23 protein-coding genes are annotated in these 22,655 nt (G+C 60.2%); 6 read left to right on the top strand and 17 right to left on the bottom strand.

The window, feature by feature from the left end:
* Nucleotides 1–344 precede the first annotated feature (344 nt).
* From A0U94_RS15980 to A0U94_RS15195, 9 genes are all read right to left on the bottom strand, one after another.
* Complete coding sequence (locus A0U94_RS15980) at nt 345–515, bottom strand: hypothetical protein (RefSeq protein WP_167369418.1); 171 nt, start codon at nt 513–515, stop codon at nt 345–347.
* A complete protein-coding gene (locus A0U94_RS15230) occupies nt 512–733 on the bottom strand; it encodes a hypothetical protein (protein ID WP_077804160.1) in 222 nt (73 codons plus the stop codon). Before A0U94_RS15230 ends, A0U94_RS15980 begins: the two co-directional genes overlap by 4 nt.
* A 92-nt stretch (nt 734–825) precedes the next feature.
* Entirely contained in the window at nt 826–1,176 is a 351-nt protein-coding gene (ssb, locus tag A0U94_RS15225; protein ID WP_077804159.1) for a single-stranded DNA-binding protein, read from the bottom strand.
* A gap of 26 nt (nt 1,177–1,202) precedes the next feature.
* Nucleotides 1,203–1,724 carry a hypothetical protein gene (locus A0U94_RS15220; RefSeq protein WP_077804158.1) on the bottom strand — a complete coding sequence of 174 codons (522 nt, stop codon included), beginning with the start codon at nt 1,722–1,724 and terminating at the stop codon, nt 1,203–1,205.
* A complete protein-coding gene (locus tag A0U94_RS15215; protein ID WP_077804157.1) occupies nt 1,721–2,071 on the bottom strand; it encodes a hypothetical protein in 351 nt (116 codons plus the stop codon). Before A0U94_RS15215 ends, A0U94_RS15220 begins: the two co-directional genes overlap by 4 nt.
* 55 nt (nt 2,072–2,126) lie before the next feature.
* A complete protein-coding gene (locus A0U94_RS16275) occupies nt 2,127–2,255 on the bottom strand; it encodes a hypothetical protein (RefSeq protein ID WP_264784645.1) in 129 nt (42 codons plus the stop codon).
* Between the two features lie 195 nt (nt 2,256–2,450).
* On the bottom strand, nt 2,451–2,858 hold the full coding sequence (locus A0U94_RS15205) for a hypothetical protein (RefSeq protein ID WP_077804155.1): 408 nt from the start codon (nt 2,856–2,858) through the stop codon (nt 2,451–2,453).
* A gap of 72 nt (nt 2,859–2,930) precedes the next feature.
* The gene (locus tag A0U94_RS15200) at nt 2,931–3,611 is read right to left on the bottom strand and encodes an LPD29 domain-containing protein (RefSeq protein WP_077804154.1); all 681 of its coding nucleotides are present in this window, start codon (nt 3,609–3,611) and stop codon (nt 2,931–2,933) included.
* A 188-nt stretch (nt 3,612–3,799) separates the two neighbouring features.
* On the bottom strand, nt 3,800–5,668 hold the full coding sequence (locus A0U94_RS15195) for a ParB/RepB/Spo0J family partition protein (protein ID WP_077804153.1): 1,869 nt from the start codon (nt 5,666–5,668) through the stop codon (nt 3,800–3,802).
* 221 nt (nt 5,669–5,889) lie between these two features.
* On the opposite strand from A0U94_RS15195, the gene A0U94_RS15190 reads away from it, so the two are divergent.
* Nucleotides 5,890–6,144: a type II toxin-antitoxin system prevent-host-death family antitoxin gene (locus A0U94_RS15190; protein ID WP_077804240.1), complete on the top strand. Its 255-nt coding sequence runs from the start codon at nt 5,890–5,892 to the stop codon at nt 6,142–6,144.
* Nucleotides 6,141–6,554 (top strand): hypothetical protein, encoded by a 414-nt coding sequence (locus A0U94_RS15185; protein ID WP_235993408.1) that lies wholly within the window; start codon nt 6,141–6,143, stop codon nt 6,552–6,554. Before A0U94_RS15190 ends, A0U94_RS15185 begins: the two co-directional genes overlap by 4 nt.
* A gap of 286 nt (nt 6,555–6,840) precedes the next feature.
* Here the strand turns inward: A0U94_RS15185 and A0U94_RS15180 are convergent, their stop codons facing one another.
* The gene (locus A0U94_RS15180) at nt 6,841–7,458 is read right to left on the bottom strand and encodes a CPBP family intramembrane glutamic endopeptidase (RefSeq protein WP_077804152.1); all 618 of its coding nucleotides are present in this window, start codon (nt 7,456–7,458) and stop codon (nt 6,841–6,843) included.
* 251 nt (nt 7,459–7,709) lie between these two features.
* Nucleotides 7,710–8,519, bottom strand: a complete 810-nt coding sequence (locus A0U94_RS15175) for an RES family NAD+ phosphorylase (protein ID WP_077804151.1) — start codon at nt 8,517–8,519, stop codon at nt 7,710–7,712.
* A gap of 338 nt (nt 8,520–8,857) precedes the next feature.
* Between A0U94_RS15175 and A0U94_RS15170 the strand changes: the two genes are divergently transcribed.
* Both A0U94_RS15170 and A0U94_RS15165 read left to right on the top strand, forming a co-directional pair.
* On the top strand, nt 8,858–9,505 hold the full coding sequence (locus A0U94_RS15170) for a hypothetical protein (RefSeq protein WP_077804150.1): 648 nt from the start codon (nt 8,858–8,860) through the stop codon (nt 9,503–9,505).
* Between the two features lie 304 nt (nt 9,506–9,809).
* On the top strand, nt 9,810–10,970 hold the full coding sequence (locus A0U94_RS15165; protein WP_077804149.1) for an RES domain-containing protein: 1,161 nt from the start codon (nt 9,810–9,812) through the stop codon (nt 10,968–10,970).
* Between the two features lie 325 nt (nt 10,971–11,295).
* Here the strand turns inward: A0U94_RS15165 and A0U94_RS15160 are convergent, their stop codons facing one another.
* Nucleotides 11,296–12,189, bottom strand: a complete 894-nt coding sequence (locus A0U94_RS15160) for a nucleotidyltransferase domain-containing protein (protein WP_077804148.1) — start codon at nt 12,187–12,189, stop codon at nt 11,296–11,298.
* Between the two features lie 9 nt (nt 12,190–12,198).
* Nucleotides 12,199–13,152: a patatin-like phospholipase family protein gene (locus tag A0U94_RS15155; RefSeq protein ID WP_077804147.1), complete on the bottom strand. Its 954-nt coding sequence runs from the start codon at nt 13,150–13,152 to the stop codon at nt 12,199–12,201.
* Between the two features lie 41 nt (nt 13,153–13,193).
* Between A0U94_RS15155 and A0U94_RS15150 the strand changes: the two genes are divergently transcribed.
* Nucleotides 13,194–14,966 (top strand): diadenylate cyclase, encoded by a 1,773-nt coding sequence (locus A0U94_RS15150; protein ID WP_077804146.1) that lies wholly within the window; start codon nt 13,194–13,196, stop codon nt 14,964–14,966.
* Between the two features lie 328 nt (nt 14,967–15,294).
* Here A0U94_RS15150 and A0U94_RS15145 read toward each other — a convergent pair whose 3' ends face one another.
* From A0U94_RS15145 to A0U94_RS15130, 4 genes are all read right to left on the bottom strand, one after another.
* Nucleotides 15,295–20,403 (bottom strand): DEAD/DEAH box helicase family protein, encoded by a 5,109-nt coding sequence (locus A0U94_RS15145; RefSeq protein ID WP_077804145.1) that lies wholly within the window; start codon nt 20,401–20,403, stop codon nt 15,295–15,297.
* Between the two features lie 114 nt (nt 20,404–20,517).
* On the bottom strand, nt 20,518–20,778 hold the full coding sequence (locus A0U94_RS15140) for a hypothetical protein (RefSeq protein ID WP_077804144.1): 261 nt from the start codon (nt 20,776–20,778) through the stop codon (nt 20,518–20,520).
* A gap of 200 nt (nt 20,779–20,978) precedes the next feature.
* Nucleotides 20,979–21,950: a phosphoadenosine phosphosulfate reductase domain-containing protein gene (locus A0U94_RS15135; RefSeq protein ID WP_208611714.1), complete on the bottom strand. Its 972-nt coding sequence runs from the start codon at nt 21,948–21,950 to the stop codon at nt 20,979–20,981.
* Nucleotides 21,947–22,273, bottom strand: a complete 327-nt coding sequence (locus A0U94_RS15130) for a hypothetical protein (protein ID WP_244178136.1) — start codon at nt 22,271–22,273, stop codon at nt 21,947–21,949. Before A0U94_RS15130 ends, A0U94_RS15135 begins: the two co-directional genes overlap by 4 nt.
* A gap of 49 nt (nt 22,274–22,322) precedes the next feature.
* Between A0U94_RS15130 and A0U94_RS15975 the strand changes: the two genes are divergently transcribed.
* Nucleotides 22,323–22,544, top strand: coding sequence for a hypothetical protein (locus tag A0U94_RS15975; RefSeq protein WP_167369417.1), 222 nt, complete (start codon nt 22,323–22,325; stop codon nt 22,542–22,544).
* The last annotated feature ends 111 nt before the right edge of the window (nt 22,545–22,655 follow it).

The following is a 22,655-nucleotide window of genomic DNA, read 5'->3' as shown; positions in this document are numbered from 1 at the left end:
TTTTCTCGTCCCGTCCTGCCAGGAACACGACAGTTGCGGACCGAGGGTGTCAGGACCGGAAGACTGCGGATCGGCAAAAGCGGGTTGCGGGCAGCGCGGGACAAGGTCCTGCGATGAACGCGGCCCTCTTTTGACGAAAGACGCGGTCTGGAGCCCGAAGGGTTGTCTTGAGACCCTCGGACCGTGACTGTCACACTGATCGCATGACGGCGAGGTCGGAACACAGCTCCGTGCCACCCCGCAAGGGGTGGTTGAAGCGGCAACGTCTGATGATACGGCATGAACGGATCCTTCAAGAAGTATCGCCAGTCTGCCCGTGCCATCTGCGACTGAAGCCTTCGGCCTCAGCTTTTTTTCAGGGATGGCGCATCATCCCCCTGGCCGTCTTCCTCTTTCGTCTGCCCTTTCTGTCGCTCCAACTCCGCCAGCGTGCGTCTCACAGCCTGCGAGAACCGCGTTTTTCCCTCCCAGAAACGGCGGGAATAGTCGCGTCGGGTCATCACAGCCGTTCTCATGCCACACCTTCCGGACGATCGAGACTGTCCAGGAGCTTCTCCTGCGAGCGGCGGCGCAGTGTCGCGGCCTTGCGGCGGAAACCGGCCGTCAGGCGCGATGGCAGCATGACGGACTGATCCCTGTCTTCGAGAAAGACGGCCTCTGCCATCAGGCGGGCGCTCAGGGCGCGCGCCTGACTGCGGGGAACTGTGAGGGGTGCGGGTGTGGAATAGAACATAAAGCCTCCTGAGACCCGCCTCCGTCAGGAAGCAGGTATAAAAAGACCGGCTCCAGGGCCGGTTTGCATGTGGGTTTCAAAGAGAGAGGGGGTCAGCGTCCGGGATCGAAGAGGATCTTCACATCCCCGTCCTGCGCACTCACCACGATCTCGGGCTCGGGTGGCCCCTGATCCGTGCGGGCGCGGACTTCGTAAGAGCCGCGCACGAACACGAGCTGGCCCTTGCGGGCGCGTTGTTCGAGAAGATCGGTCAGAAAGTCGTTGTGGCAGACGACCCTGTGCCACACCGTCTGCGGGACGCGGCGACCCGTCGTCATGTCGGTGCGCTGGCTGTCGGTTGCCAGACGGAAGAGGGCCACACGGTGTCCGTCCTGCCCTGTGCGGATCTCGGGATCCGCACCGAGATTGCCAATGACGATGGCAAGGCTGAAGGTCTGAGCCATTGTTCTGTCCTTTTCGCTTGCCCGTGTCAGAAAAGCTCGGCCTGCACGGGCGCGACAGGGGGAGACTGATGTGTGGCTGGCAGGGCGATCCGGAAGCGGTCCGCCAGACGCGCCAGATCGGCCCGGTCGCGTGCCTCCTGCTCTGCGGCAAAGGCGCGCGTGTAGGCCTCGATCAGGCCGCTGCCGATGATGCGGTTGCGAATGTCGCGTTCGACGTCCGACCAGGTCCAGGCGGGATCGCCATAACAGCCGTACAGGACGATGCCGCGCAGGAAGCCCAGACGTGCCGGTGTCGTGGAGAACTGCGCGCCCCAGAAGCCGTGGATGTCGTAATGGGCGATATGCCCGAACATCTGGCTCAGGCGGTTGTAGAGCGTGCGGTTCCATGCGCTCTGCGGAAACCCGCGTGCGATGAATGACAGCAGCGCGTTCCCGATCTTCGCCTTCTCGGCCGCGTCGCTGAACTGCGTTGCCGTCAGGCCCTGAGGCTGGATCGGCGGCCGTCGTAGCGCGGGACACGCGAGGGACGCGGGCTCCGGCCCGTTCATGAGCGCACCTCATGGGCGAGCATCGCCTCGACCTGAGTGAGGTAGGCTTTGAACGGCGTCTCTTCAGGAATCACCCTGATCCAGTGTTCGGTGCCCAGAGACCCTTTCCAGCGGGCGTCGCAGAAGCCCTCGGGATGATCGCTCCCACGCTTGGGTGTCACAGACACGAGAAAGGAGGCGTCCGGGTAGTCGTCGTGCAGGCGTGCACCGTATTCGGCTACTGCCGCCCGGATCCCTGCAAGGTCAGCCGCCTCGATCCGTTTCTGTCTGTAGCGGTAGGGGGATGAACAGGAGATGAGGCTCCCGTGAGAGGCCGCAGGGATGGCAGCCAGGGTGTATGTCGGCATGGTGATCTCCACACAGGACACGGCTGCCCGTGAGGGCGGCTGATCTCGGATCGGGTCAGAGAAAGGCGGGAAGCACCACCACCAGAACGATGAAGGCTGCAAACAGCGCTGCACCTCCTACGAAGCCCGCGACTTCGAGCCATTCTGTGCGGTTGCGGGGACGCAGATCGGAAATGTCGGCCATGTCATTCTCCTGTTTTCTTCCATGACCCTTTCCGGCGACCGCAGCGGGGACTGGCTGGCAAAGGCGCTGCAACGCAGCGGGATCGGACGACCCGCAGCGCAGCGAGGACACGGCCGACCCACCCTTTGCCAGACAGGCTCCGGTGTGGTGCCTGCCCTCCCTTTTTTCCCTTCCCCCTATTTCTTTTCCCGCCTCCTACTGCGCGAGATTGGCGACCTGTCGCGCCAGACGGGCACAGAGCGCGCGCGTCACAGGATCGTCTTCGTCCACGATGGCCCCGGTCAGGACAGGAAGAAGGCGGCCCGCTTCAGGGGCGGAGAGATCCAGATGCCAGCACGCACCGAGCTGCGTGGCCACGGCGTCCGGCTGATCGACCGGGCGGACAGATACGGAGACTTCGTTACCGTCCACGTTTTCAGGTTCGAGAACGGTCTTCTGACCGTCCGGCAGGTGAACAGGGCGCAGCCCGCTCTCATTCGCCTCGTCGGCCGTCGCGTCCAGAACGAACTGACCGGCTGCCTCGGCGGTCTCGGCCTCGACCTCAAAATTGACGCGGTCGGAGAGAAGCTGGCGCTCGCTAAGCGTCACAATAAAAACGGGCATGTCAGGCTCCAGAAATGGAAAAGGCCGCCCCGGAGCGGGCGGCCTTGAAGGGCGGACGAAAAAAGAAAAGACTCAGTCGCTCACATATTCGGAGCTGCCGAACACGTCCTGCCAGGGACTGTTACTCGTCAGGTGGCAGTCGGACTGCCAGTCGTAATATCCGGACTTGAACCGCGAGGTGATGGCCTGGAGGGTCTCGGTCGCCGTCTCGTCCAGATCCTCCTCGGTCTGCACCGTCACACTCCCGTAGTCGCGTTTGCGGACGGAGAACTTGACCTTCGGGAACGCCTTTTTCAGCATCCGGCGGATGTTTTTGGCGGCCAACGTGCCGCTGCTGTCGTCGCCCTGCTCCAGATGGGCATAGTCCGGATTGACGCGGATTGCTTCGACCTCAGCGGCATGTTCGGCTTTGGCGCGCGCCTCAGCCGCGACCTTCTCAGCCTCCACCTCTTCGGCATGAGTGCGGAGAAAGGCAATCTCCTCGGGACTGGCCAGTCCCTTGTCGGCTTCGATCCGCCACTGGACACCGCGCAGAATGGCCTCGGGCAGACGACGGGAGATCGAGCCACAGGCAAAGACGATGTCATAGGAAGCGCTCCCGCCCGACACGATGGCCCCGCCACGCGACAGGGACCGGACGGTGGTCGGACTTTCCTCGCCGTAAACGGCCATGACGATCCCGGCTCCCCGGCTGTAGAGATGGGTGTAAACGCGGGTGCCGACCTGAACGGGAACGAGAGAGGGGACGAACATCGTCTGATCCTTTTCCTTTGGATTTTCGTGATGTCTTCTCCAGCGTCAGCGCGGGACGGCCGGGTCAAAAGCGGCGCGTGCGCCGGCACCGGAGGCGGCGAAGCCGGTGAGGAGCCACCTTTTGACCCGGACGGAGCGCGATGGCAGCGCCTCTCCCCTCCTTTCCTCTTCTTTTTCCTCTCCCTGCTTCAGGCCACGACCACGATTTCGAGATGGTCACGCATGAACTGCATGGCCTCATTGTGCGCCGTCTGCTCGGGCTCGCTCTCGGGCGCTTGCAGAGAGAAGGTCTCTTCCGTATCAGGCTCCGTCACCGACACGACAGGGCCGCTCGAAAGGTCAACCTCATCATCGGCTGCTTCCTCGAAATCATCTTCAGGCATCTCGTCCAGGTCCTCATCGTCCATCACGCTTTCCAGCTCCCGGATCTTCTCCTGTTTTTTCTTCTGCTTTTGCGTCCAGACGTCCTGCGCCTGCGCAAACGATGCGACCTCGGGCAACCAGTGGCCTTCCCCGACATGGTTCATCAGGGCCGCACGCATCTCCTTGCCCGTATTCTGCGGGGCAAGGCCTTCGGCCTGAACGGCTTTGGTGATGCCCGGCTTGCTGTAGCATTTGAGGAACGCCTCAAAGGCCATGCTCGGCATCTTCTGGTCGGCACCGAACAGAACGCCCACGAGCTGCGCGGGCAGACCGCTGCCGCTGTGCATCGACACATCGCAGTTCAGGATGCTTTGCAGGACGGTGACGGCATGGCGGCGGATCAGTTTTTCGTCACGGACAAGGCTGCCTTCGGGAAAGAGGTCAGCCATAGCGAGCGTGCGGGCGGTCGGTTCTGACCAGTTGTTTCCGCTGGCATCGCCATGCACCCGGACGTTCTCGGCCTCCAGCGCCAGCAGAAGGGCAGCGATCAGATCCCATGGGTCGGCTGTCTCGGATACCTGGCCGAGGGCTTCGCGCAAAGCGACGGTGCGGATCTCACCGATCATCTTGTGGCCAGTCCCGGAGACGTCCGGTCGCTCTTTCGGGGCCTCTGGCGTAGCAGAGCTGCCCGAGTGGTTAACCTTCGCGGCGCTGTAAGGACGGCAGCGTTCTTCCACGATCTTCAGGGTTCGGGGATTGAGGCCGTAACCGATGACCTCCCCCTCCTGTGTCGCCATCCAGGTGCCCATGGTGATGAAGCCCTCGGGGGCGCGGGCATATCCGTATTCGTCCGACGTCAGGACAATGGAGGTTTCGGGCCGCTCATTGTCCAGCCAGTCCTGCTGTGCGGCCGCGTAAGCCGTGGCATCGAGCGTATATCGGCTGTCCGTCCCGGGTTCTGCAAACAGATCCTCCATCCAGACAATGTTATGCTTGCGGGCAAGATCGTCGCCGAACCGGGCGTCGCGGGCGTACCATTCCTTCTGTTCGAGGTTTCGGGCCAGCGCGCCCCAGGCCACGGTGTCTTCTGGATCTTCGGCCTTTACGCGGTACTCGGCCGGATCCTCGTCGTCTTCGACGCTTTCGGAAAACATTTCCGCCCACGCGTTGCGCTGCTCGTCCAGTGAGGCCTGCGCGATAATTTTGCGCTGCCGCTCGTCAGGGCCTCGGCCGAGGGCGATGGCATCCAGAATAGGCGGGTGCAGCTTCGCCAGCAGACTGAGACGCTTGAGATAGCTCGGCGTGACCATCAGGGCGGCACAGACCTGCGGATCTGTATAGCCAAGCTGCTCGCGCAGGCGGGTAACGCTGTTCCACTGTTCCGGCTCTGTCATGTCCAGATGAATGAAGTTTTCACTGACAGCGGCCAGAGCGTCGAGGTCTTCGCTCTGATCGCCGGCATACACGTCGATCTCGGTCAAGCCCGCATAGATGGAAGCCTGCGTGCGACGATGGCCCGCCACGATCATCAGGCGTCCGTCTTCCAGTTCCCGGACAGCCGGAGGGTGGATAATACCAATCGCCCGGATGTTCAGGGCGAGTTTGCGCAGTTCCTCAAGGCTTCCGATGGAAGAGCGCGGATTGTTCGGATTGGGCACAAGGGTTTTCGGATCGACGCGGCGCAGCTCGGCCATGGGACGCTCTTTCTATAATTTTTCAGATGTCCCTCCCGCGTCACGGGCCAGCCAGCCGCGCAAGGCCGCGCGAAGCGCGCCCGGCCTGAGCCTTGCGCGGCTGGCTGGTTCGTGACAGCCCCGACTTTTCTTCTTGTCCTTCATCTTTTCAAAGCACTCTCCTGTCAGGAATTGCATCAGATCTGCAAATGCTGTATTTTACGCAAATAAAGGAGAACGCAATGCGCACATTCTCGACAAGCGATCTGTCCCGCAAATCCGGAGACATCATCGCCAGTGCCCTGCAAGGGCCAATTTCAATCAATCAGCGCGGCAAACCACGATTGGTCATGCTGAGTGTCGAACAATACGAGGCATTGGTCGGAAGTGCACCAGAGCGCACTGCCGGTGCCACTACGGAAATGCCTCAGGATTTGGCTCACGACATAGCAAATGCGATTGACGGGTACCTGCTGGAAACCCGCACAGAACCATGAGCCAGACTTTCCGGCCCGGCATGGTGCTGCGGTATCCTTATCTATGGCATTGGCAGAACGGGAATGGCGAAACAGAAGGACGCAAGGATCGTCCAACGGCGGTGGCCGCAGTCTTTATAGGTCGTGATGATCGTCAGTATGTCCTGCTGTTGCCCCTGACGACAAAACAGCCGTCTGCAACCCGCATTGCTGTTGAAGTGCCAGCGACCGAAAAGAAGCGTGCTGGCCTTGATCAAGCGTTGCGTCAATGGATCGTACTCGACGAGTACAATCTAGATCCGATCGCCAGCTCATACTACTTGCAGCAAACCTCATCCATCGGTCAGTTCAGTGACGCGTTTATGCGCCCTGTACTGACACAATTCCGGGACCTTCTGCCTACGGCACAACGCATTTCCCGCTATCCGTAAAGTGACCGCTTTCGCCTCCTTGTCGAACGTCAGAGCGCGGCACGACCTTTTCTCGAAGCAGACGTGTCTCATGGCGTGCAAGGATTGATTTTCGGCCGATCCTGACGCCGTTTAACCGGCGGTACACCAGGGTGTCGGTCATCGCCCTGCCCGAACTGCCCGCGCGAGACGCAGAAATTGGACATCTTCCATAACGCTGACGTGGCGGCCTGGCTAGATTCAGGGGCGTTGGTCTGCAGGTGCCGAGGCGGGCAAACGGCGGCTCCAGCCCGGTCGGCTAGCGCTCTCAGGGGTGCCAGGCGGCGCCTGTGTAGAAGAAGCGGCCAAGGCCTACGGTGAAGATCAGGCAACCATAGAGACTGTGTTCCAGGCAAGTCAGGCGGAGCGACCGGTGGCGTGCGTAGCCGCGGGCGAAGAGCAGGCCGCCGACGGTGGTCATGCCGATTGCGATCCAGTTCAGGAAGATCACATGGGCGAAGCCAAAAGCGAGCGCGCTTGCGATGATGATGCCTGTGTCGCTACGGAACAGCGGGCGATATCGGGCAAACAGGAATGCGCGGTAGAGCACTTCCTGCGGCCATACGGACAGTACCGGATAAAGCACCATGATCAGCAGCCAGAACCGCGGTTTCTGAAGCGGCAGGCTGAGGAATGTCTCGGGCCAGAACCATGCCGCTAGCGCCACAATAACCGGCGCGAGGATCGCGAAACGCACGAAGATGGCCCGTAGCTCGCGACGCACGTCATGAGGGTGCGGCTTTTCACTTCGGATCGCGAAAAACGCCACGATAGCCGCCACCCAGATAAGCCCGAACAGGATGCCGGGACGGCGGAATTCTAGGATGACAAGGGGGCCACCGAAATAGAGGACAGCAAATTCGACGGCGAGGCGAAGGAGAGGCATGTGTTTGGAGTTTGGCACATAAATGTAGCGACAGCTATCGCCTCATCTCGGTCATACGGTTGCTCATATCGCTTTCCACACAGCGGACATCAATCATACAGCGCTCGGCTGTGAATGGGATCTATGTACTGTTCAAATATTGTCTCCAAACGGTGTGTGGATACCTCCCCGCGATATTGAATGGCAATCAGTTTGGCCGGATCGGCAAGCACGAAATCGGGCTAAATAGGGGGCAAAATATCTTGTGCGTCCTATGCCTTCACGCGCGACCAGGGATTGCCATTCTGCTCCGCCTCAATCTTGATCGACTTCACGCGATACGGCGCGCAACTAACGATCTCCACTGCCGCTGGGTCGAATATCGCGACATTGTATCTCTTGTGCTCTCCGTCATCGCCGGAATGGCTCTTGTAGACAATTGCATCATACCCGGCGCTGCGAAACAACTCTGCGAGAATCTGCGTTGGCGCATAGTCCGCCCTGTCATCCGAGGTAGTGACAGGCTCAGAAAACGCATTGTCGATATCGATCCAGACCGCCTTTTCTTTCTCATCGGCTGTCAACTCCCGGCCGCCCATAACATGACTGAATACTGCACCGGCGAGCGAGGACTGACCGTAGCCTGGCGAGAGATCAAGTATTTTCATGTGCCTCAGAACCTTGCACGTTGCGACCGACACATCAGCTCCAACCCATGGCCGAACTTCGGAGATTGCCGTCAGGACCGTCGTGCCGACATACAGGACCGGGATCCCTCTGGGATTAGCCCGCCCTTCGCGGGCACGATCGGTGAGAGGCTTCATTCGGGAGGCCCCAAAGCCCCAAACGTCCTCCCCGATCCAGTTGCCTTCTCCATCGGTTTGCTCGACCCAATCAACGCCGTGTTGTGCACGATAGAGCGTATGTCCGGGCTGAAATTCGCCTTCTCGGTTTCGGATCGTTGCCAGTACGGTGTCCAGAAAGTTCCGCTCTTCGGCGCCAAGGACATAGCGGCTGGTGAACCGCACATGGCGCGCAAAGCGGGAATAACTGTCCCAGTGCGCGAATTCAGCGTTGCTCATACCACCTTTCACCCCTGCCAAATGGATTTCCGATCGCGATCTATGTCGCATCCCTTGGATCAGTGTCACGCTTAAATTCCTAATTTTGACATCGTCGGTTCTGCCGATCGTATGCCACGATGATAGATCCCGCCGCTGATGCGCAGTGCCTACTCATAAGACGTCAATGTCTTATACATAGAGATATACGGACATGCCTGATTAATCCCAAAAGCAAACTATTTATTCTAATTAGATTTATCTAAAACGAAAGTTGTAAATAAGTTAATTATCTGTGCTATTTCTAACTAGAAATTTTCTAAAATTATTATTGTCGAGATAGTAAAGGAGTATAAGCGATGGTAGCTGACCGAGACATAGAAAATCGGATCAACGAAGCGCGTAAGTTGGGACGCGTGAGCTCTTCCGAGTGGCAGTCTTACACATGGAAGAACGAGCTAGCCGAGCAGCGACGCAGAATTATTATGCACCTTGGCGAAGCATTTGCTGAGGTGGAAACCGATAACAACTCCTATCATATGCTAGAAAAGGCGGTTGGACTTGCCGCGATATGCATGAGACGGTTGATCGAATGCCGGCTGGTGACGGATCATTTTTGCGCAACGCCGCTGGAGGTTCACGAGATCATGCGTAAAAAGGATGCGAAATGGCGTGAACCGTTTGTAAGTCGCACTGCAAGCGAGATATTCAACAACTACGACATGACGGGGCGGCAGCTTGGTAGAAAAATGCCGAAAACAATCTCCGACAAAATGCTGCATGCACGGGTCATAGGCGTTCTTTGTGGGAGCACCTATTTGCCAGACGGCTTGTTGATCGCATCAGATACGCAGAGCAAGAAGCAGCTTTTTCATTTCTCACCACGCGAGATTACAAGTATCTTCGATGCATTTTTAGAAGATGAAGTCCGCCAGACCTATGACGGATATTTGGATCAGGATGGCCAGTTCTCGGGAACTGGGAAGGTGTTCGCGACTAGGAAATAGACAGAATTTGTACTCCGAGTTCACAGGTGCTCAATGCTCCCCGTTCAAGATATATGCTTATCGAAGCCTATCCATCAACAGCGGACACTCCGCTCTCCCTGTCCCCAATCTGCCTGCCCGCTCAGTAATACAAGAGCAGACTGGCAGCAGTCGCTTACATTCGGGTATACGCCCCCATGAACAGCTTCCCGCCTAGCGAACATGAGCAGCACGGCCTCTCGCGTCTGGCTAGGGTGGGAAGCCGACATACGGCGTTTGCCCGCCCGACACCGTATCTGACAGAGCCGCCTAGCCGAGCGAGAATATGACAGACGAAGATCACTGGACGCAAAAACAAATCAGCTTGTGCGCCGCTTGCGCCAAACATCCCGAGGTGAAAGCGCTTGTTGAGAACAATCTCGCACATGGTGTCTGCGGTGTCTGCGGGCAGTCGGAAGAAGGCGTATTCAATCCGGAACAGTTCGCACCGTTACGCAATCTGATCCGCGCGCTGATCCGGCTCTATTTCGATGAGGAGGATTATAACAGCCATTGGGGAGGGTCATCGATCAATGACATTCTGCTCAACGAGGAAAATCCGATCATCGAGACCGCCAAACCCGCAGGCTTTCCTGACGAATTAATCGACCGAATTACTTGGGAAGGTGGGATCTACCCGGAGTATGACCAAGGAATTTGCCTCTACGCCGGCCATGACAAACATGACATGAGGATGGTGCAATTCTCGATCCCAAATACGATCAATGCCCAACTGCGGAATATCGAGTCTCGGCTGATGCGCGAGAATTTCTACGCAGTGGAACCCAAAATGGAAAAGCTCGTTGATTCTATTAGCGCTGACATAGAGTCCGAGATCCCTCAAGGAACGCTCTGGTATCGCGGCCGGATCGGCTTCGAACATAGCGAAACGCACATTGGCTTTAACACGGTTACACGCATCGTCACGCCGTACAAAGGTGCCGACATTGGGGCGCTGCCACCCCCAAGGGCGAGCGCCGGCCGGATGAATCGTGCCGGTGTGTCGGTGCTCTATGTGGCGTCAGAGATCGACACCGCGCTTGCGGAAATCCGCCCGCATCCGGGTCATACGATTTCGGTCGCCGGGTTTCGGCCGACACGGTCACTCCGGGTCGCGCGCTTTGATGTGCCGATTGCCGGGTTTTCCAGCTCCGATAAGCGACTTAACGAATTTGCACTCATCTATCATCTGGACTCGCTACTCAGCATGCCGGTCATCCCGGAAGAACGGTACCTCTACGCCGCCACCCAACTCCTTGCCGACGTGCTGATCCGGCGAGGATTTGATGCAGTTTCCTATGGCAGCTCAGTCGGCACAGGCCGTAACCTCTGCGTATTCGAACCTGCGTTATTCACTTTCGATGAAACTGCATCCGCAGTTCGTTACATCGACAAAGTCAACTATCATTTCTCTGTTGTCGCGACGGAGCCGCCTGATCCCTTCTGAGCAGAGTGTGACGGATATGGAACTGCTAATTGAGATTTAATGGCTAGTTCTAACATGAAGCTACCGTTCAAAGCCCTATACGTGAATGACGCATTCTGGTCGGCAGGCATTATGAACATGAGTGTAGGAGCTGGCGGCTTTCCCTTTTCTTGTCCGAAAGCGGACTTGCTACAATCCCCTCCTGTAGCACCTGTCCGCTCAAGGAAAATGAAGCAGACAAACTGTTAGGAGAGCAGTGATAGACCACGATTGGGACATTTCTACCGTTCTCTCTGGTGCCCCTTGAACTCGATGAAAACACCTCTGCAGGGGACACCCGAGTTGCTCAGCCTCCGTCGTTCCAGAAATTAATCAATGCTGTCAAAAAGGTCTCGAACTGCTCCCGACGCCACGTAACGGGCGACGTAGGGTGAAGGAGAAAGTACTGCTCGTTGGCGCATTCAAGATCGGCCCGATTACAGCCATTCAGCCAATTGAGCACTTTGACCAGCGTGGCTCGGTAGCTCGACCCAAAGTTGGCGTCAGGCACGTTATAAAGCATACCTTCGATGAAATAAGACGGAGCGATCCCCTCCGCCAACCGGCCCTGATTGACCATAGCGTTGCGCATATTTTTGAGGATACGAACGGTCGGCTTGAACCAAGACCCAGTACGCTGATGCTTGCCCGTGCAGTTCGCCGAATGCAGCTTCGGGTAGTTGACGACTTGTGTCCCGTTCGGGAGCCAGAAACAGATGCCCTCGGCGTAGTGTTGATCAGAGGGACTGACGTAGTGAAAGTAGCGGCGAAACTCTGCTGCGGGCAGCACATCAGCATCACGACGTCCGCCATTCCCCTCGACATAGATCGCCTTCGAGCGGGGCTGAACGGCAGAGCCGTAAGCTTTGACAAGCTGTGTGATTACCTCTTTCCGAAACTCGGTCCAGCTATATTGCGCCGGTGAGCGATTGGTCTCGTAATTGGCCTTATCACTTGCAGAAAGTTCGGACAGGTCAGTGTAGAAGATTGAGTCAAGCCGCATGACAATGTCGACATCGCTGTCGGCATATATATTGGTGTCGTTGCCATAAGACCCCTGCAGGAAGGTCAGGTAGCTTCGCTGCGCATAGGGTGCGTCATCGCGGTCCAGCACGTTGCGCAGCGCTTGGTATGTCGCCGCTGACTGTGTGATGGAGCCTTGCCGCGACCAGATGTCGAGCTGCATTTCCGAGATGGTCATGATCTGAACTTACGTCAGAAGCGCCGTCAAAGCAGCCTCATTCTTCGCGAAAGATTCAGCTCCTCGTTGACGCAACAGATTAAGCTTGTTTAGGTCGTGCTCAAACAGGTCAGTCGCCATCTCCGGTTTCTCGAACGTGTCGCTGATCCGGACAGTAGGGATGTCGCCGTGCAGGATCTGCCGCAACTGGTCCATCGATTGCGTATTGATCTCAAGCGTCTTTTGAAGAAGCTGGATACTCAAGAGTCGACGAGCGAATGCCATTTTACTGAAGAAAGCCGGCTTTGGCTCGGGATAGACACCGACGCCCACGCTGACCACCCGTACCGCCGACCGCGGCTGAGCCAGCCCCCCCAGCGCGTCGGCGATCGCGTAAAGAGTTGGGTTGTTGGCGCAGTAGCCACCATCGACCAGCTCGACTCGGTCACCAGCGGCAGTGGTGACGATTTTGCGCTCGAAAAAAGGATAGGCTGAACAGGATGCTACGACAGCCTCACCAACAGAGACCCCGAAGCCGGGTACGAATGTACTGCGGCGGCCGTGCGCCTGAGCGGGTTGACCCTTGAAGATCATTGGTCGTTCGATGTCCCATTTGGTTGTGACAATACCCACACGGGTCCGCATACTCTCGAACTTAGTGTCGGCAAAAACGTCGCGGGCCAACGTATTTAGCGCCCCCGTCTTGTCCACGGGGGACTTACAACGCATGATCTTGACGACATGCTCGACGTAGAGTGCGTGAATCTCCTCGACGGAGTGGCCGAGCGCAAGGAGCGAGGCGATGATCGCGCCCGTGCTGGTGCCAAAAATCAAGTCGAAAACCTCGCACAACCGCTTGCCCGCAAGAGCCTCGATTTCACGAAGCACACCGAGCGAGTAGAAGCCCTTAGCGCCGCCGCCATCCAAGCTTAAGATGCGAAACGGTGTGGGCGCGTCCGCGCTCTGAGTGGCCTCATCGGTCATCACGTTCCCTTCTAGCAAACTGTGCGCACGGCAAGAAGCGCTTGAGCATCGCGCGTCGCGCCTACAAAACTATTCCTACCATGCCTAATACAATCAACTTTTTCATGTGGGGATACCAGACCCACTTTCGCGCTCAGCTTGAATACCGGGCCAAGAGCATTTTCCAACTGCTCGGGGCTGAAACCGAACCGCGAGTCCTGCTCGTCGGCATGCGACGTCCGGGCCTCTCGCAAGGACACCCCGTCTGCGTCGAGCCGGAGGACGGGGTCTGGCCATTGGCCATCTTCGGCGATTTACCCACCCGAGTGGAGCAAGCAATCCCCTCCCACCCCGCCCAGCTAATATTATACGGCGACGAACGTACGAACCGAGAAAAGCCCGAGCGCATCAGACAGGCGACCATCACCGACGAGGTGAAGCGTGCGCTTGACCGAGCCGACCAGATGACTGGCTGGCAGAGCTTCTGCAGCACGGCCCATCCGGTCGATGACTATGACGTGGTCTGCGTGCTGCAACTGCCTGTGCGTCTGTTCCGGCAATTCCCGCCGGTGTCGGTGACCTACAATCGCGAGGTCTACGAAACGAGCCTCACCCTCGCCTGCATTCAAGTACTTCTCCAAGAGGCTCGGCGCGGCCTCGGGCTACCCGAACCTGGACGAATGATTGGCGACGACGGTCTCCGATCGCCGGAGGAGATCACCCGACGGGCGGCTTCAAACTTCATGCGCTCGTCGTTCATCGCCGAAAAATTCTGCACCGTCGATCTATTCGAGGCGGTCAACCGCTTGTCGCAGCAGCGATACGAAGGCGATATTGGCATCGGCCGACTTGTGCTGGCGGCAGCCGACGATCCCAACGTCAACTATGTGTTGCGCCTGGCGTATCCGGTACGGATCACCGAGCCGCGTTGGGCGCGCAAGCTGCTGCAGATGGCGACCGGGCCGTCAGCATTGGTGGCGGAATACGACACGATATCGGGACTTGGAACAGTCTCCGACGTCAGCGCTTCGCCATTCTCGGTCGAGTTCCTCGATCATCACCAGTGGGATCTGTGTCGCGGCGAGCAGGTGCTCATGCGCTGCCGCTTCGGCGAGGTGCTGTTGCCACAGGAAACGATAGGCAAGGAGCGCTTTATCGACAACATGCGGCGCGTCTTTCCAGGGATTAACGAGCCAGCCATCGCTCGCTTCCGCATCGTGCTCGATCTGCTCGCGCAACTGCGCCACGGCAGCTCGCTCGTTATAGGTAGCGACGCGGAGGACGAAGCGGAGCGTCTGGTGCGGCAGGGCACAAAGATCGTTCGGACCCCGCTCACCAAGGAGCTACTCGAGCGGGCCACGGCAATCGACGGAACCATCCTTGCCGATCCGGCAGGCATCTGCCATGCGGTCGGCGTCATCCTCGACGGTCCGGCGAGTGAAGAAAGCACGCCTTCGCGCGGGGCCCGCTACAACTCCGCGGTACGCTATGTCGCCTCCGGCGACGTGCCGCGCATGGCGTTCGTCATTTCGGAGGATCGAACGCTCGACGTCATCCCGCTCCTTCGTTCCCGCGTATCCCGGAGCCGTATCGAGGAGGCCGTGGCGGAAATCGCTAGCGCCACGCTCGACACGTTCCACAACGCGCGGTCGTTCCTCGACGAACATCGATTCTACCTCGATGCCGAGCAATGTCAGATCGTGAACGAAGCACTGGATCGGATCGTGAACGAGCCAGTTGAGGTCGGGAGAATCATAATTCAGACTCCGCGATTCGAACCCCATCCGGCGTTCGATGAGACGTACCTGTCAGCCGATGATGGTGTTAGCCGTTAAGGCGCCCACTTCAATAGGGCGGCCCCAGCGATGATCAATGCGGAACTACGGTATCGTATCAAGTGGTTGCTCCGCCGCGACAAACGTACGGACGATTTCGACCAGCTTCGCCTAACCCTCTGCAATCTAGCCCGCGGGCGCGACCCGGTTAGGGAAACCGGCGACTTCGACGCTCACCGCGACGAATGCGACAAGCGACCGTCGACCGCGTAGTCCAGGACACCTTTAGCCGTCATGAAAATGAGCGCAGGGAATGGCTGCCTTCAGTTCTTGCTTGCCTATAGCGGACGTTCCGCTTTCCCCAAATTTCTGACTATCTTCCCGATTTTCACGCAGCTTCGAGCGCGGCCTTTGCTTCAGCCTTCTCCGCTTCCTCCCGGCGCTGCGTATCGGCTGCGAGATCCGCCTCAAGGGCCGCCATGGCCTCGCGCTTTTCCTGCAACAGCGCCGCCTCCGGAAACGCCAGACCCACGCGGGCGCGGTAGCCGGGGAGCTTGCGCTTGGCTTCCTCCACCTGACGGCGCGCGTCCGCCAGTTCCGCTTCGAACCGCAGCAGTGCGTTCTCGATGCGGCTAATCAGCCCGACCGGACTGGTCTCACGGTCGAAATTCATGCCGAGGATCCGCCCGTCCAGCACAAGGCTGAGGGTCGCGTCCCACGTCTCCTCGCCGTCAAAGCGGGTGCGCCAGGTCTCGCACAGGATCTCGAAGCCGCCAATCGTGCCAAGGGTCCACTTGCCTTTCTCCGCGGACTTCGCCGCGAGACGGGCCTGCCCGAGAAGCCACTGCCCTCCCTTCTCACGCTCGGTCATCTCCCGGTCCTTGCGCACCAGACGGAATGCTTCACCGCGTGTCGGCTCGCGCCGTGCGATGTCGTTCTGAAGACGCGGGATCACGGCCTGCGCCGTCTCACGGTCACGCTCGGCACGGTCGATGGCACGACGGACGTTGTACTGATCGTCGTGATGCGCGGCCTGCAAGCGCTCCAGGCGGGCCAGCTCGGCTTCCAGTCCGGCCTTCTGCATCAGGCGTTCGTCTCCCGACGCAAGGGCCTTGGCCATGGCGAACTGGTTGGCTTCTGCTCCCACATCCTCCAGACGGCGGATCGTCCGGTCTCCGGACATGGCAAGGCAGATGAACTTCTGCTTGCGCTCCAGCATCTGCCAGTTCGTCGCATCCACCGACCCTTTCAGGGCGTAGGCATAGAGCTGGATCACCGGGTTCTGATTGCCCTGCCGCTCGATCCGGCCCTCGCGCTGGATGATATCCGAGACCAGCCAAGGCACATCGAGATGATGCAGGGCGATCAGGCGCTGCTGCGCATTCACGCCCGTTCCCATGGTTGCGGACGATCCAATCAGGATGCGCTTGCGTCCGGAATTCATGTCCCGAAAGAGCGCCTGCTTGGCCGTGCTCTTCTTGTAGTGCTGCATGAAGGCGATCTCGTCGCGCGGCACGCCCATGCGGATCAGTTCGTCGCGGATCCAGCGATAAGCCGAGAACCCGCGTGTCTCCAGCGCGGATTCCGTGCCCAGATCCGAGAAGATCATCTGCGTGGCACCGGACAGATCGTATTCCCGTCCGGTCTCCGGGTCGGTGTAGCGATTGGCCGACGTGTTCTGCCAGATCTGGAAGACCTTGCGGATCATGACGTTCAGCTTGTTGCTGTTGTCATTCGCCGCCCAGTTCCGCACGAAACGCAGGTCGATGGCAGCGTGCCGGGCATCGGTGATGACGGACAGCAGGATGTCGTCACCCTTCTGGGGCTTGCCCGTGCGCTCTTCAATCGTCTTGATCCGCTCGGCGAGCGTCTTCTGATACTCGCGGAAGGCGTCCCCGCTATCAGCCACGACGATCTCACGCCTGCCGCCCGCAATCTCGGGCAGTTTGACGTAGCGTCGCAGGTCGTCCTGCTGCACGACGTCGGCAAAGTCGCGATACATCGCCATCAGATCGGCGACGTTCACGAACTCGGAGAAGCGCGTGACCGGCTTGTAAAGACCGCTCGGCTGAAGCTCCAGCTCCGTGCGGGTCTCGCCAAAACTTGCGGCCCAGGCGTCGAACTCGTGCAGGCCACGCTCGACAAGGGCTGGCAGATCCATGAAGCGCTGGATCGAGAACATCTCACCCAGGGTGTTGGTGATCGGCGAGCCTGACGCCATGACCAGCACGCGCTCTGGATTGCGCTTGGCGAGGTAGCGCGTTTTGACGAACAGATCCCAGGCGCGCTGGCTGCCGTTCGGGTCGATCCCCTTCAGGTCGGACTGGTTTGTGCCGAAAGACAGTTTACGGAACTGCTGCGCCTCATCCACGAGGATCTGGTCCACCCCGATCTCGCCGAGATGCACGAGATCGTCCTTGCGGCTGGACAGGGCTTTCAGCTTGGCTTCCATCCCTTCCTTAAGGCGCTCGATGCGCTTGCGCGACAGTCGATCATCGCGGCTCACATTCTCCAGAAGGCTTTCGTAAGAGGCAATCTGGTCCTCGACCATCTCCTGCTCGAACGCGCTCTCGACCGGCACGAACTTGAAGGCGTCATGCGTGATGACAATGGCGTCCCAGTTTCCCGTGGCCGCCCGGGCCAGGAACCGCTGGCGCTTGTCCTTCACGAAGTTGGTCTCATCCGCCACGAGGATCTGAGCGTTCGGGTAGAGCATCATGAACTCACGCGCCATCTGCGCAAGGCAGTGGCCCGGCACCACGATCATGCCCTTGGAAATCAGGCCGAGGCGCTTTTGCTCCATCACGGCCGCGCACATCGAGAACGTCTTCCCGGACCCCACCGCATGAGCCATGTAGGTGCTGCCCTTGGCGATGATCCGCCAGATCACCCGCTTCTGATGGTCGCGCAGACTGATCGCCGTGCTGGCTCCCGGCAGTTTCAGGTGAGAGCCGTCGAACGTGCGCGGGACAAGGTTGTTGAACGCATCGTTATACAGCCGCACCAGACGCTCGGCGCGGTCGGTGTCCTGCCAGACCCATGTCTCGAACGCGGTCTTGATCGCGGCCAGTTTCTCCTTGGCCGCCTCTGTCTCCTTCGTGTTCAGCTCACGGTGTTCGCCGTTCACATCGCGCCAGGTGTCCCAGATTTTCGGGCTGGCCTGATTGAGCGCATCGTCCAGCAGATCCCCGGCATGACGACGCTGCGTCCCCCAGACCGAGGTGGCCTCGGCCTTGCCGGAAAAGCCGCTTTTGTCCACGCTCCAGGTCGCCACCTCCAGCGTGTGGTGAATGGTCGTGCGAACCCCCATGACCTCTGCAACAAAGGCCTCAACATCCAGCACCGGGATCCATGGGGCTCCCAGACGGGCGGTAATGTCGGACGGGCGCAGGTCTTCGGGCTGAACCTCTTCAAGGGCGGCGACATTGCGCAGATAGCGTCGGTCGCGCTCGGCAGCCTCCCGGGCCTGCGCCAGCTTGGTGCGGACCGCGCCTGACAGGGCTTCGTCGGCCGTCACCCAGACCTCACGGCCGCCCGTGCTGCGGATCGGATCGAGATAGACCGAGGATCCGAGTTCGGCGAGCACTTCTTCACCGGGACGGCCCAGAAGCTCCGCCATGCGCTCGACATCCACGCCACCCGTCTCATGCAGGGAGACCGCCAGCGCGTCATGAGCGCCGTGAACCTCGGGCTCGGACAGGGCCTGAATGACGCGCTCGCTGAAGATCGGTCCCGGACGGCCGGTCTGGCTCTTCTCGTCATACTCCTCGATCGAGCTGACCAGCCACACATCCGGATCGTCGTAGAACGGCTGAAGGTTCGGACGGCGCTGTGTGGATTTCTCCTCTCCCGTCTCTTCATCCACCCGCGTCGTGGTGTTCGTCAGATTGATCGGCCCGAACTGACGGCTGAACGCCTGATAGGCGCGCTTGAGATCCGCCTGATGCGCGCTGTAGGGCAGGTTCTCCACCTGAGCGCGCAGCACCAGACGGGCCGCGTCCCTCACAGGAATCAGACCTTTGATGATGGCCGCGTGCTTTTGGAAGATCCCTTCCTTCTGCTCGCCTTTCTTCACCTTCACCAGCACGGTTTCGCCGTCGATGATCTGGTGCAGCGCGCCTTTGTGCAGCAGATAACTGCCCTCTTTCAGCAGGGCACCGTCTGCGGCCGTTCCGACCTCGGCGGCATGATTGTCCTGCACTGTCGCGACATCGAGCGTCTGCGGGGTCGGGAAGCGGGCGAGCGAAGAAAGACGGCCGAGGGCGAGCGGCAGGGCCTCGTCCAGCATCTGGAGCGGGTTGGCCTTGCAGGAGTATTCCGGGCCGAACTGACCGCTCGTCCAGTCGTGCCGACCGAGAACCTGCTGGCCGTTCTCCGCAAAATAGCGGTTGATCCGCAGCGGACCTTCGCCCTGATCGGTGTCCTCCAGCGCCGCCACGTCCAGCCATGTCGCATCGCCCGCATCCTCTCCCGGTGCGCGACGGCGGAACACGAGCACGTCCACCACGACATCCGTTCCGGCATCGTCGCGCATGGCGCCGGCTGGCAGACGTGCGCCGCCCACGAAATCGGCGGTCTCGAAGATCGTCCGCCGTGCGCCGGCATCGGACTTGTCCATCGTCCATCGCGACGTCACGAACATCGCCACGGCTCCGGGACGCAGACGGGAGATGGACCGGGCGATGAAATAATCATGCAGGGACAGACCAAGGCGTCCCAGCTCGTCCGTGCCCCGGACCGTGCGGTTGCTGAACGGCGGGTTGCCGATCACCAGATCGTAGCGTTCGGCCAGCCTGGCTGTCGTGAAATCTTCGCCGCGGACCCACTGGTTCGGAAACAGTTTGCGCGTGATGCGGGCCGTCAGCGGGTCGTTCTCGATCGCAGTCCAGGCGGTTTTCGGGGCCAGCTTCGGGGGCACGCTCGCCATGAAGAGTCCGGTGCCACAGCCCGGTTCCAGCGCACGGCCGCCCCGGAACCCCATCTGGGCCACCAGATCCCACATCGCATGAACAATCAGCTCGGGCGTGTAGTGGGCGTACTGCGTGGCCCGTGCCAGACCCGCCCGCTCCTGCTGGCTGGTCAGTTCCTCAAGCTGGCTGCCGATCTCTTCCCACCCGGACCGGAAGGTCTCTCCGGCACGCGGAAACAGGCTGTTGGCCAGCTCTCCCGCCCCGAACCCCGTAAAGCGGGCAAGCACGGCCTGCTCTTCCGCGCTGGCGTTGCGGTCTTCTGCTTCCAGTGTGGCCAGAAGGCGGATCGCTGCCAGATTGTCGCGGGCGCGCTCTTTCCAGCCCGGGGCGAGGCCACGCGTTCCGCTCAGGACGAAATCCACCTTCGGCAGGACAGCGGGGATCGGAGCCGGGGCCTGTGTCGCCTGTCGGACCGCAGCGGCGGCTTCCTCAAGGGCGCGGTCTCCGGGAAGATCACCCCAGTAGAGATTGGACTGGCTGCCGCCGAGTGCTGAGGTATCGAAAAAGCTCAGTTGGGACATGGACATGGGAAAACTCCGGACAAGCGGCAGCGCCCGGTGCTGCGCGGAGGCAGACCGGGGGGCCGGAAAACAGAATCAGTGCGGGGAGAGAGGCGTCAGACCTCCCGGATCAGCGCGGGGTCAGAGGGGACCAAAGCGCAGGCGGATCTGCTCGCGCTCGTTCTCGGACAGGCGGGACAGCGCCTCACGGTGGTAGGCTGAACCCTCGCCTGCCTTCCTCGCCACGCGCCACCAGGCCTGCGGATCGCTGCAATGCAGACCCACCAGACGCGTCTCGTCATTGTCGGGTCCGCAGCCTTCGAGGATCGTCCAGCCCTCTTCGTGGGCCTGTTTGAGGTCGAAGGCGTGCGCCTGTGCGGGACGTTCGAGGGTGTCTGACATTGTCTTTATTTCCTTTCCTGACCCTCTCCGGCGAGCGCAGGACAGTGCGGCCTGCCAGAGCGACGCGCAGCGTCGGGACCGCCCGGCCCGCAGCGGAGCGAGGACACGGACGGACCCACCTCTTGCAGGGCGGGCTGGCCTGTGCTGCCCCCCCTCCCCTCTTTTCCTTTTTCCAACCTTCTGTTTTTTCTTCTTTTTTTTCAGGTTGCCCCCCCGCCCTGCCCGAACGCTCCGGCCGGGAGTTCCCAGGCTGGTGTGAAGACGGTCGGGATCGGCCGCGCCGACAGGCACGCGCGGGCCAGATCGGGTTCTGCCAGGGCGGCGGCATACGGCCTGCCCTGCTCGGCGAGCTGCTCCAGCGACACGGTGCGCTTGATCGTGCAGCCGAACTGCTGCTCGTACTGCACGAGACGGTCAAAGCGGGCCGGATCGAGCCAGCGGATCGTTGCAAACTGCCGCACATCGCCAAAAATACAGGTGGCACAGGACAGTCTGGAGAAGCCGATGCGGTATGGCAGCGCCGGCATCACGTTCCAGCGTTTCAGGCTGTTCCAGACCTGCGCCTCGCTCCACTGGTGGACCGGCCGCCAGTGATCGACATGACGGCGACGTCGCGTGCCGTGCCGCGTATCCGTGCGGTGCGGCTCAAAGACGGCATAGCGGGCACGGTTTGGGCTTTCCCCGGCACGCTCGCCCGTTACGAACAGCGTGCGGCGGTGCAGGAAGCGGTCCTGGCCGCGTAGCGCGCGGTCGGCGACGTCGATCTTGGTGACACTGGAGCACCAGCGCGTCGTCAGGCTGGCGGAGACCTGGGGAAATCGCAGGCGCATCCCGTTCGGCCCCTGCCCGTCTGCGCGGATCAGACCCTCAGGGCTTTCGAAAAGAACAGGGGCTGTCGGTGCATCCTTGCGGAGCATCTCCCGCTCGAAGCCGCCCTCGCGCCAGGAGCGATAGAGCGGCAGGCGAAAGTCCCGCGCCAGCGCGCTCACATAGGGCGAGGTGGAGGGCCAGTCCATGAAGGATGGCCCCTGCCCGTCCACCTCGTGGTGCCATAGTTCCAGGCGGTCCTTCGAGGCACCGGCTTCAAGGAGGGCAAGGAGACAGGCAATGCCGTCTTTTCCGCCCGATACGGCCACGATGATGCTGTCATACGACGTCAGATCCGGTGTCATGACACGAACCTGCTGACCGGGGCACCTGTCCGGACAGAGCGGCACATCAGAGCACTGGCGATCGGAGCGTCACGCAGGAGAAGCGGCTTCACATGCCGGTTGCCCCAGCTCAGGCCTTCGCAGCGTGAGAGGAGTCCAAGCTGGGTCGCTGCCTCATCCCGGCACGCGCAGACCCGCTCATTACCGCCCGCACTGCGACGGCAGGGCTCATGGGCTGGCGCGTTGCAGCCCGTACACGGGATCGTCAGAGCCGGATCACCGCCAGCCCAGTGCTCATTGCACTTGCGGCAGGACACCGGCTCCTGCGTATCGGTCCACCGCATGGGCGGCCTTCCGCGTGGTGTTGGGACGTAAGGAAGATAATGACGGCGCATGATGCTCGATCCATTTCTGGTTTTTGAACATCGTCGCGTCCGGCTGGGGGCTGTTCAGACTGCAACAGTGCCGCGCAGCGGCAGGATCAACGCGGCCCGCAGCCACGCGCAGACGGCGCAGCCGGCGAGCGTGGCGAGGACACGCGTTGACCCACCTGTTGCGGGCTGGGCAGCTCCCGGCCAGCCATTTCCTTATTTCCCCTCTATTTATATTTCATAATTACATGTTGTTGTGTACATGTTATTGTTTACATGTTGAAAATTACAAGTAATCTTGGTCATTTCTTGCTTTTGCTCTGTAGGTGTTGCACCGACGGCAGGACATGAGTTC

It is taken from the genome of Gluconobacter albidus (assembly GCF_002005485.1).
GTDB lineage: Bacteria > Pseudomonadota > Alphaproteobacteria > Acetobacterales > Acetobacteraceae > Gluconobacter > Gluconobacter albidus.
The sequence above is the reverse complement of the archived record's forward strand: the minus strand, read 5'-3'. Positions and strand labels throughout refer to the sequence as shown.

Excerpts from the sequence above, each read along its gene's own strand:
- A0U94_RS15195 (WP_077804153.1), bottom strand. The coding sequence starts at position 5,668 with ATGGCCGAGCTGCGCCGCGTCGATCCGAAAACCCTTGTGCCCAATCCG.
- A0U94_RS15145 (WP_077804145.1), bottom strand. The coding sequence starts at position 20,403 with ATGTCCATGTCCCAACTGAGCTTTTTCGATACCTCAGCACTCGGCGGC.
- A0U94_RS15185 (WP_235993408.1), top strand. The coding sequence starts at position 6,141 with ATGAGCCAGACTTTCCGGCCCGGCATGGTGCTGCGGTATCCTTATCTA.
- A0U94_RS15980 (WP_167369418.1), bottom strand. The coding sequence starts at position 515 with ATGAGAACGGCTGTGATGACCCGACGCGACTATTCCCGCCGTTTCTGG.
- A0U94_RS15165 (WP_077804149.1), top strand. The coding sequence starts at position 9,810 with ATGACAGACGAAGATCACTGGACGCAAAAACAAATCAGCTTGTGCGCC.
- A0U94_RS15975 (WP_167369417.1), top strand. The coding sequence starts at position 22,323 with ATGATGCTCGATCCATTTCTGGTTTTTGAACATCGTCGCGTCCGGCTG.
- A0U94_RS15160 (WP_077804148.1), bottom strand. The coding sequence starts at position 12,189 with ATGACCATCTCGGAAATGCAGCTCGACATCTGGTCGCGGCAAGGCTCC.
- A0U94_RS15220 (WP_077804158.1), bottom strand. The coding sequence starts at position 1,724 with ATGAACGGGCCGGAGCCCGCGTCCCTCGCGTGTCCCGCGCTACGACGG.
- A0U94_RS15130 (WP_244178136.1), bottom strand. The coding sequence starts at position 22,273 with ATGCGGTGGACCGATACGCAGGAGCCGGTGTCCTGCCGCAAGTGCAAT.
- A0U94_RS15140 (WP_077804144.1), bottom strand. The coding sequence starts at position 20,778 with ATGTCAGACACCCTCGAACGTCCCGCACAGGCGCACGCCTTCGACCTC.
- A0U94_RS15170 (WP_077804150.1), top strand. The coding sequence starts at position 8,858 with ATGGTAGCTGACCGAGACATAGAAAATCGGATCAACGAAGCGCGTAAG.
- A0U94_RS16275 (WP_264784645.1), bottom strand. The coding sequence starts at position 2,255 with ATGGCCGACATTTCCGATCTGCGTCCCCGCAACCGCACAGAATGGCTC.
- ssb (WP_077804159.1), bottom strand. The coding sequence starts at position 1,176 with ATGGCTCAGACCTTCAGCCTTGCCATCGTCATTGGCAATCTCGGTGCG.
- A0U94_RS15215 (WP_077804157.1), bottom strand. The coding sequence starts at position 2,071 with ATGCCGACATACACCCTGGCTGCCATCCCTGCGGCCTCTCACGGGAGC.
- A0U94_RS15180 (WP_077804152.1), bottom strand. The coding sequence starts at position 7,458 with ATGCCTCTCCTTCGCCTCGCCGTCGAATTTGCTGTCCTCTATTTCGGT.
- A0U94_RS15175 (WP_077804151.1), bottom strand. The coding sequence starts at position 8,519 with ATGAGCAACGCTGAATTCGCGCACTGGGACAGTTATTCCCGCTTTGCG.
- A0U94_RS15135 (WP_208611714.1), bottom strand. The coding sequence starts at position 21,950 with ATGACACCGGATCTGACGTCGTATGACAGCATCATCGTGGCCGTATCG.
- A0U94_RS15190 (WP_077804240.1), top strand. The coding sequence starts at position 5,890 with ATGCGCACATTCTCGACAAGCGATCTGTCCCGCAAATCCGGAGACATC.
- A0U94_RS15205 (WP_077804155.1), bottom strand. The coding sequence starts at position 2,858 with ATGCCCGTTTTTATTGTGACGCTTAGCGAGCGCCAGCTTCTCTCCGAC.
- A0U94_RS15200 (WP_077804154.1), bottom strand. The coding sequence starts at position 3,611 with ATGTTCGTCCCCTCTCTCGTTCCCGTTCAGGTCGGCACCCGCGTTTAC.
- A0U94_RS15230 (WP_077804160.1), bottom strand. The coding sequence starts at position 733 with ATGTTCTATTCCACACCCGCACCCCTCACAGTTCCCCGCAGTCAGGCG.
- A0U94_RS15155 (WP_077804147.1), bottom strand. The coding sequence starts at position 13,152 with ATGACCGATGAGGCCACTCAGAGCGCGGACGCGCCCACACCGTTTCGC.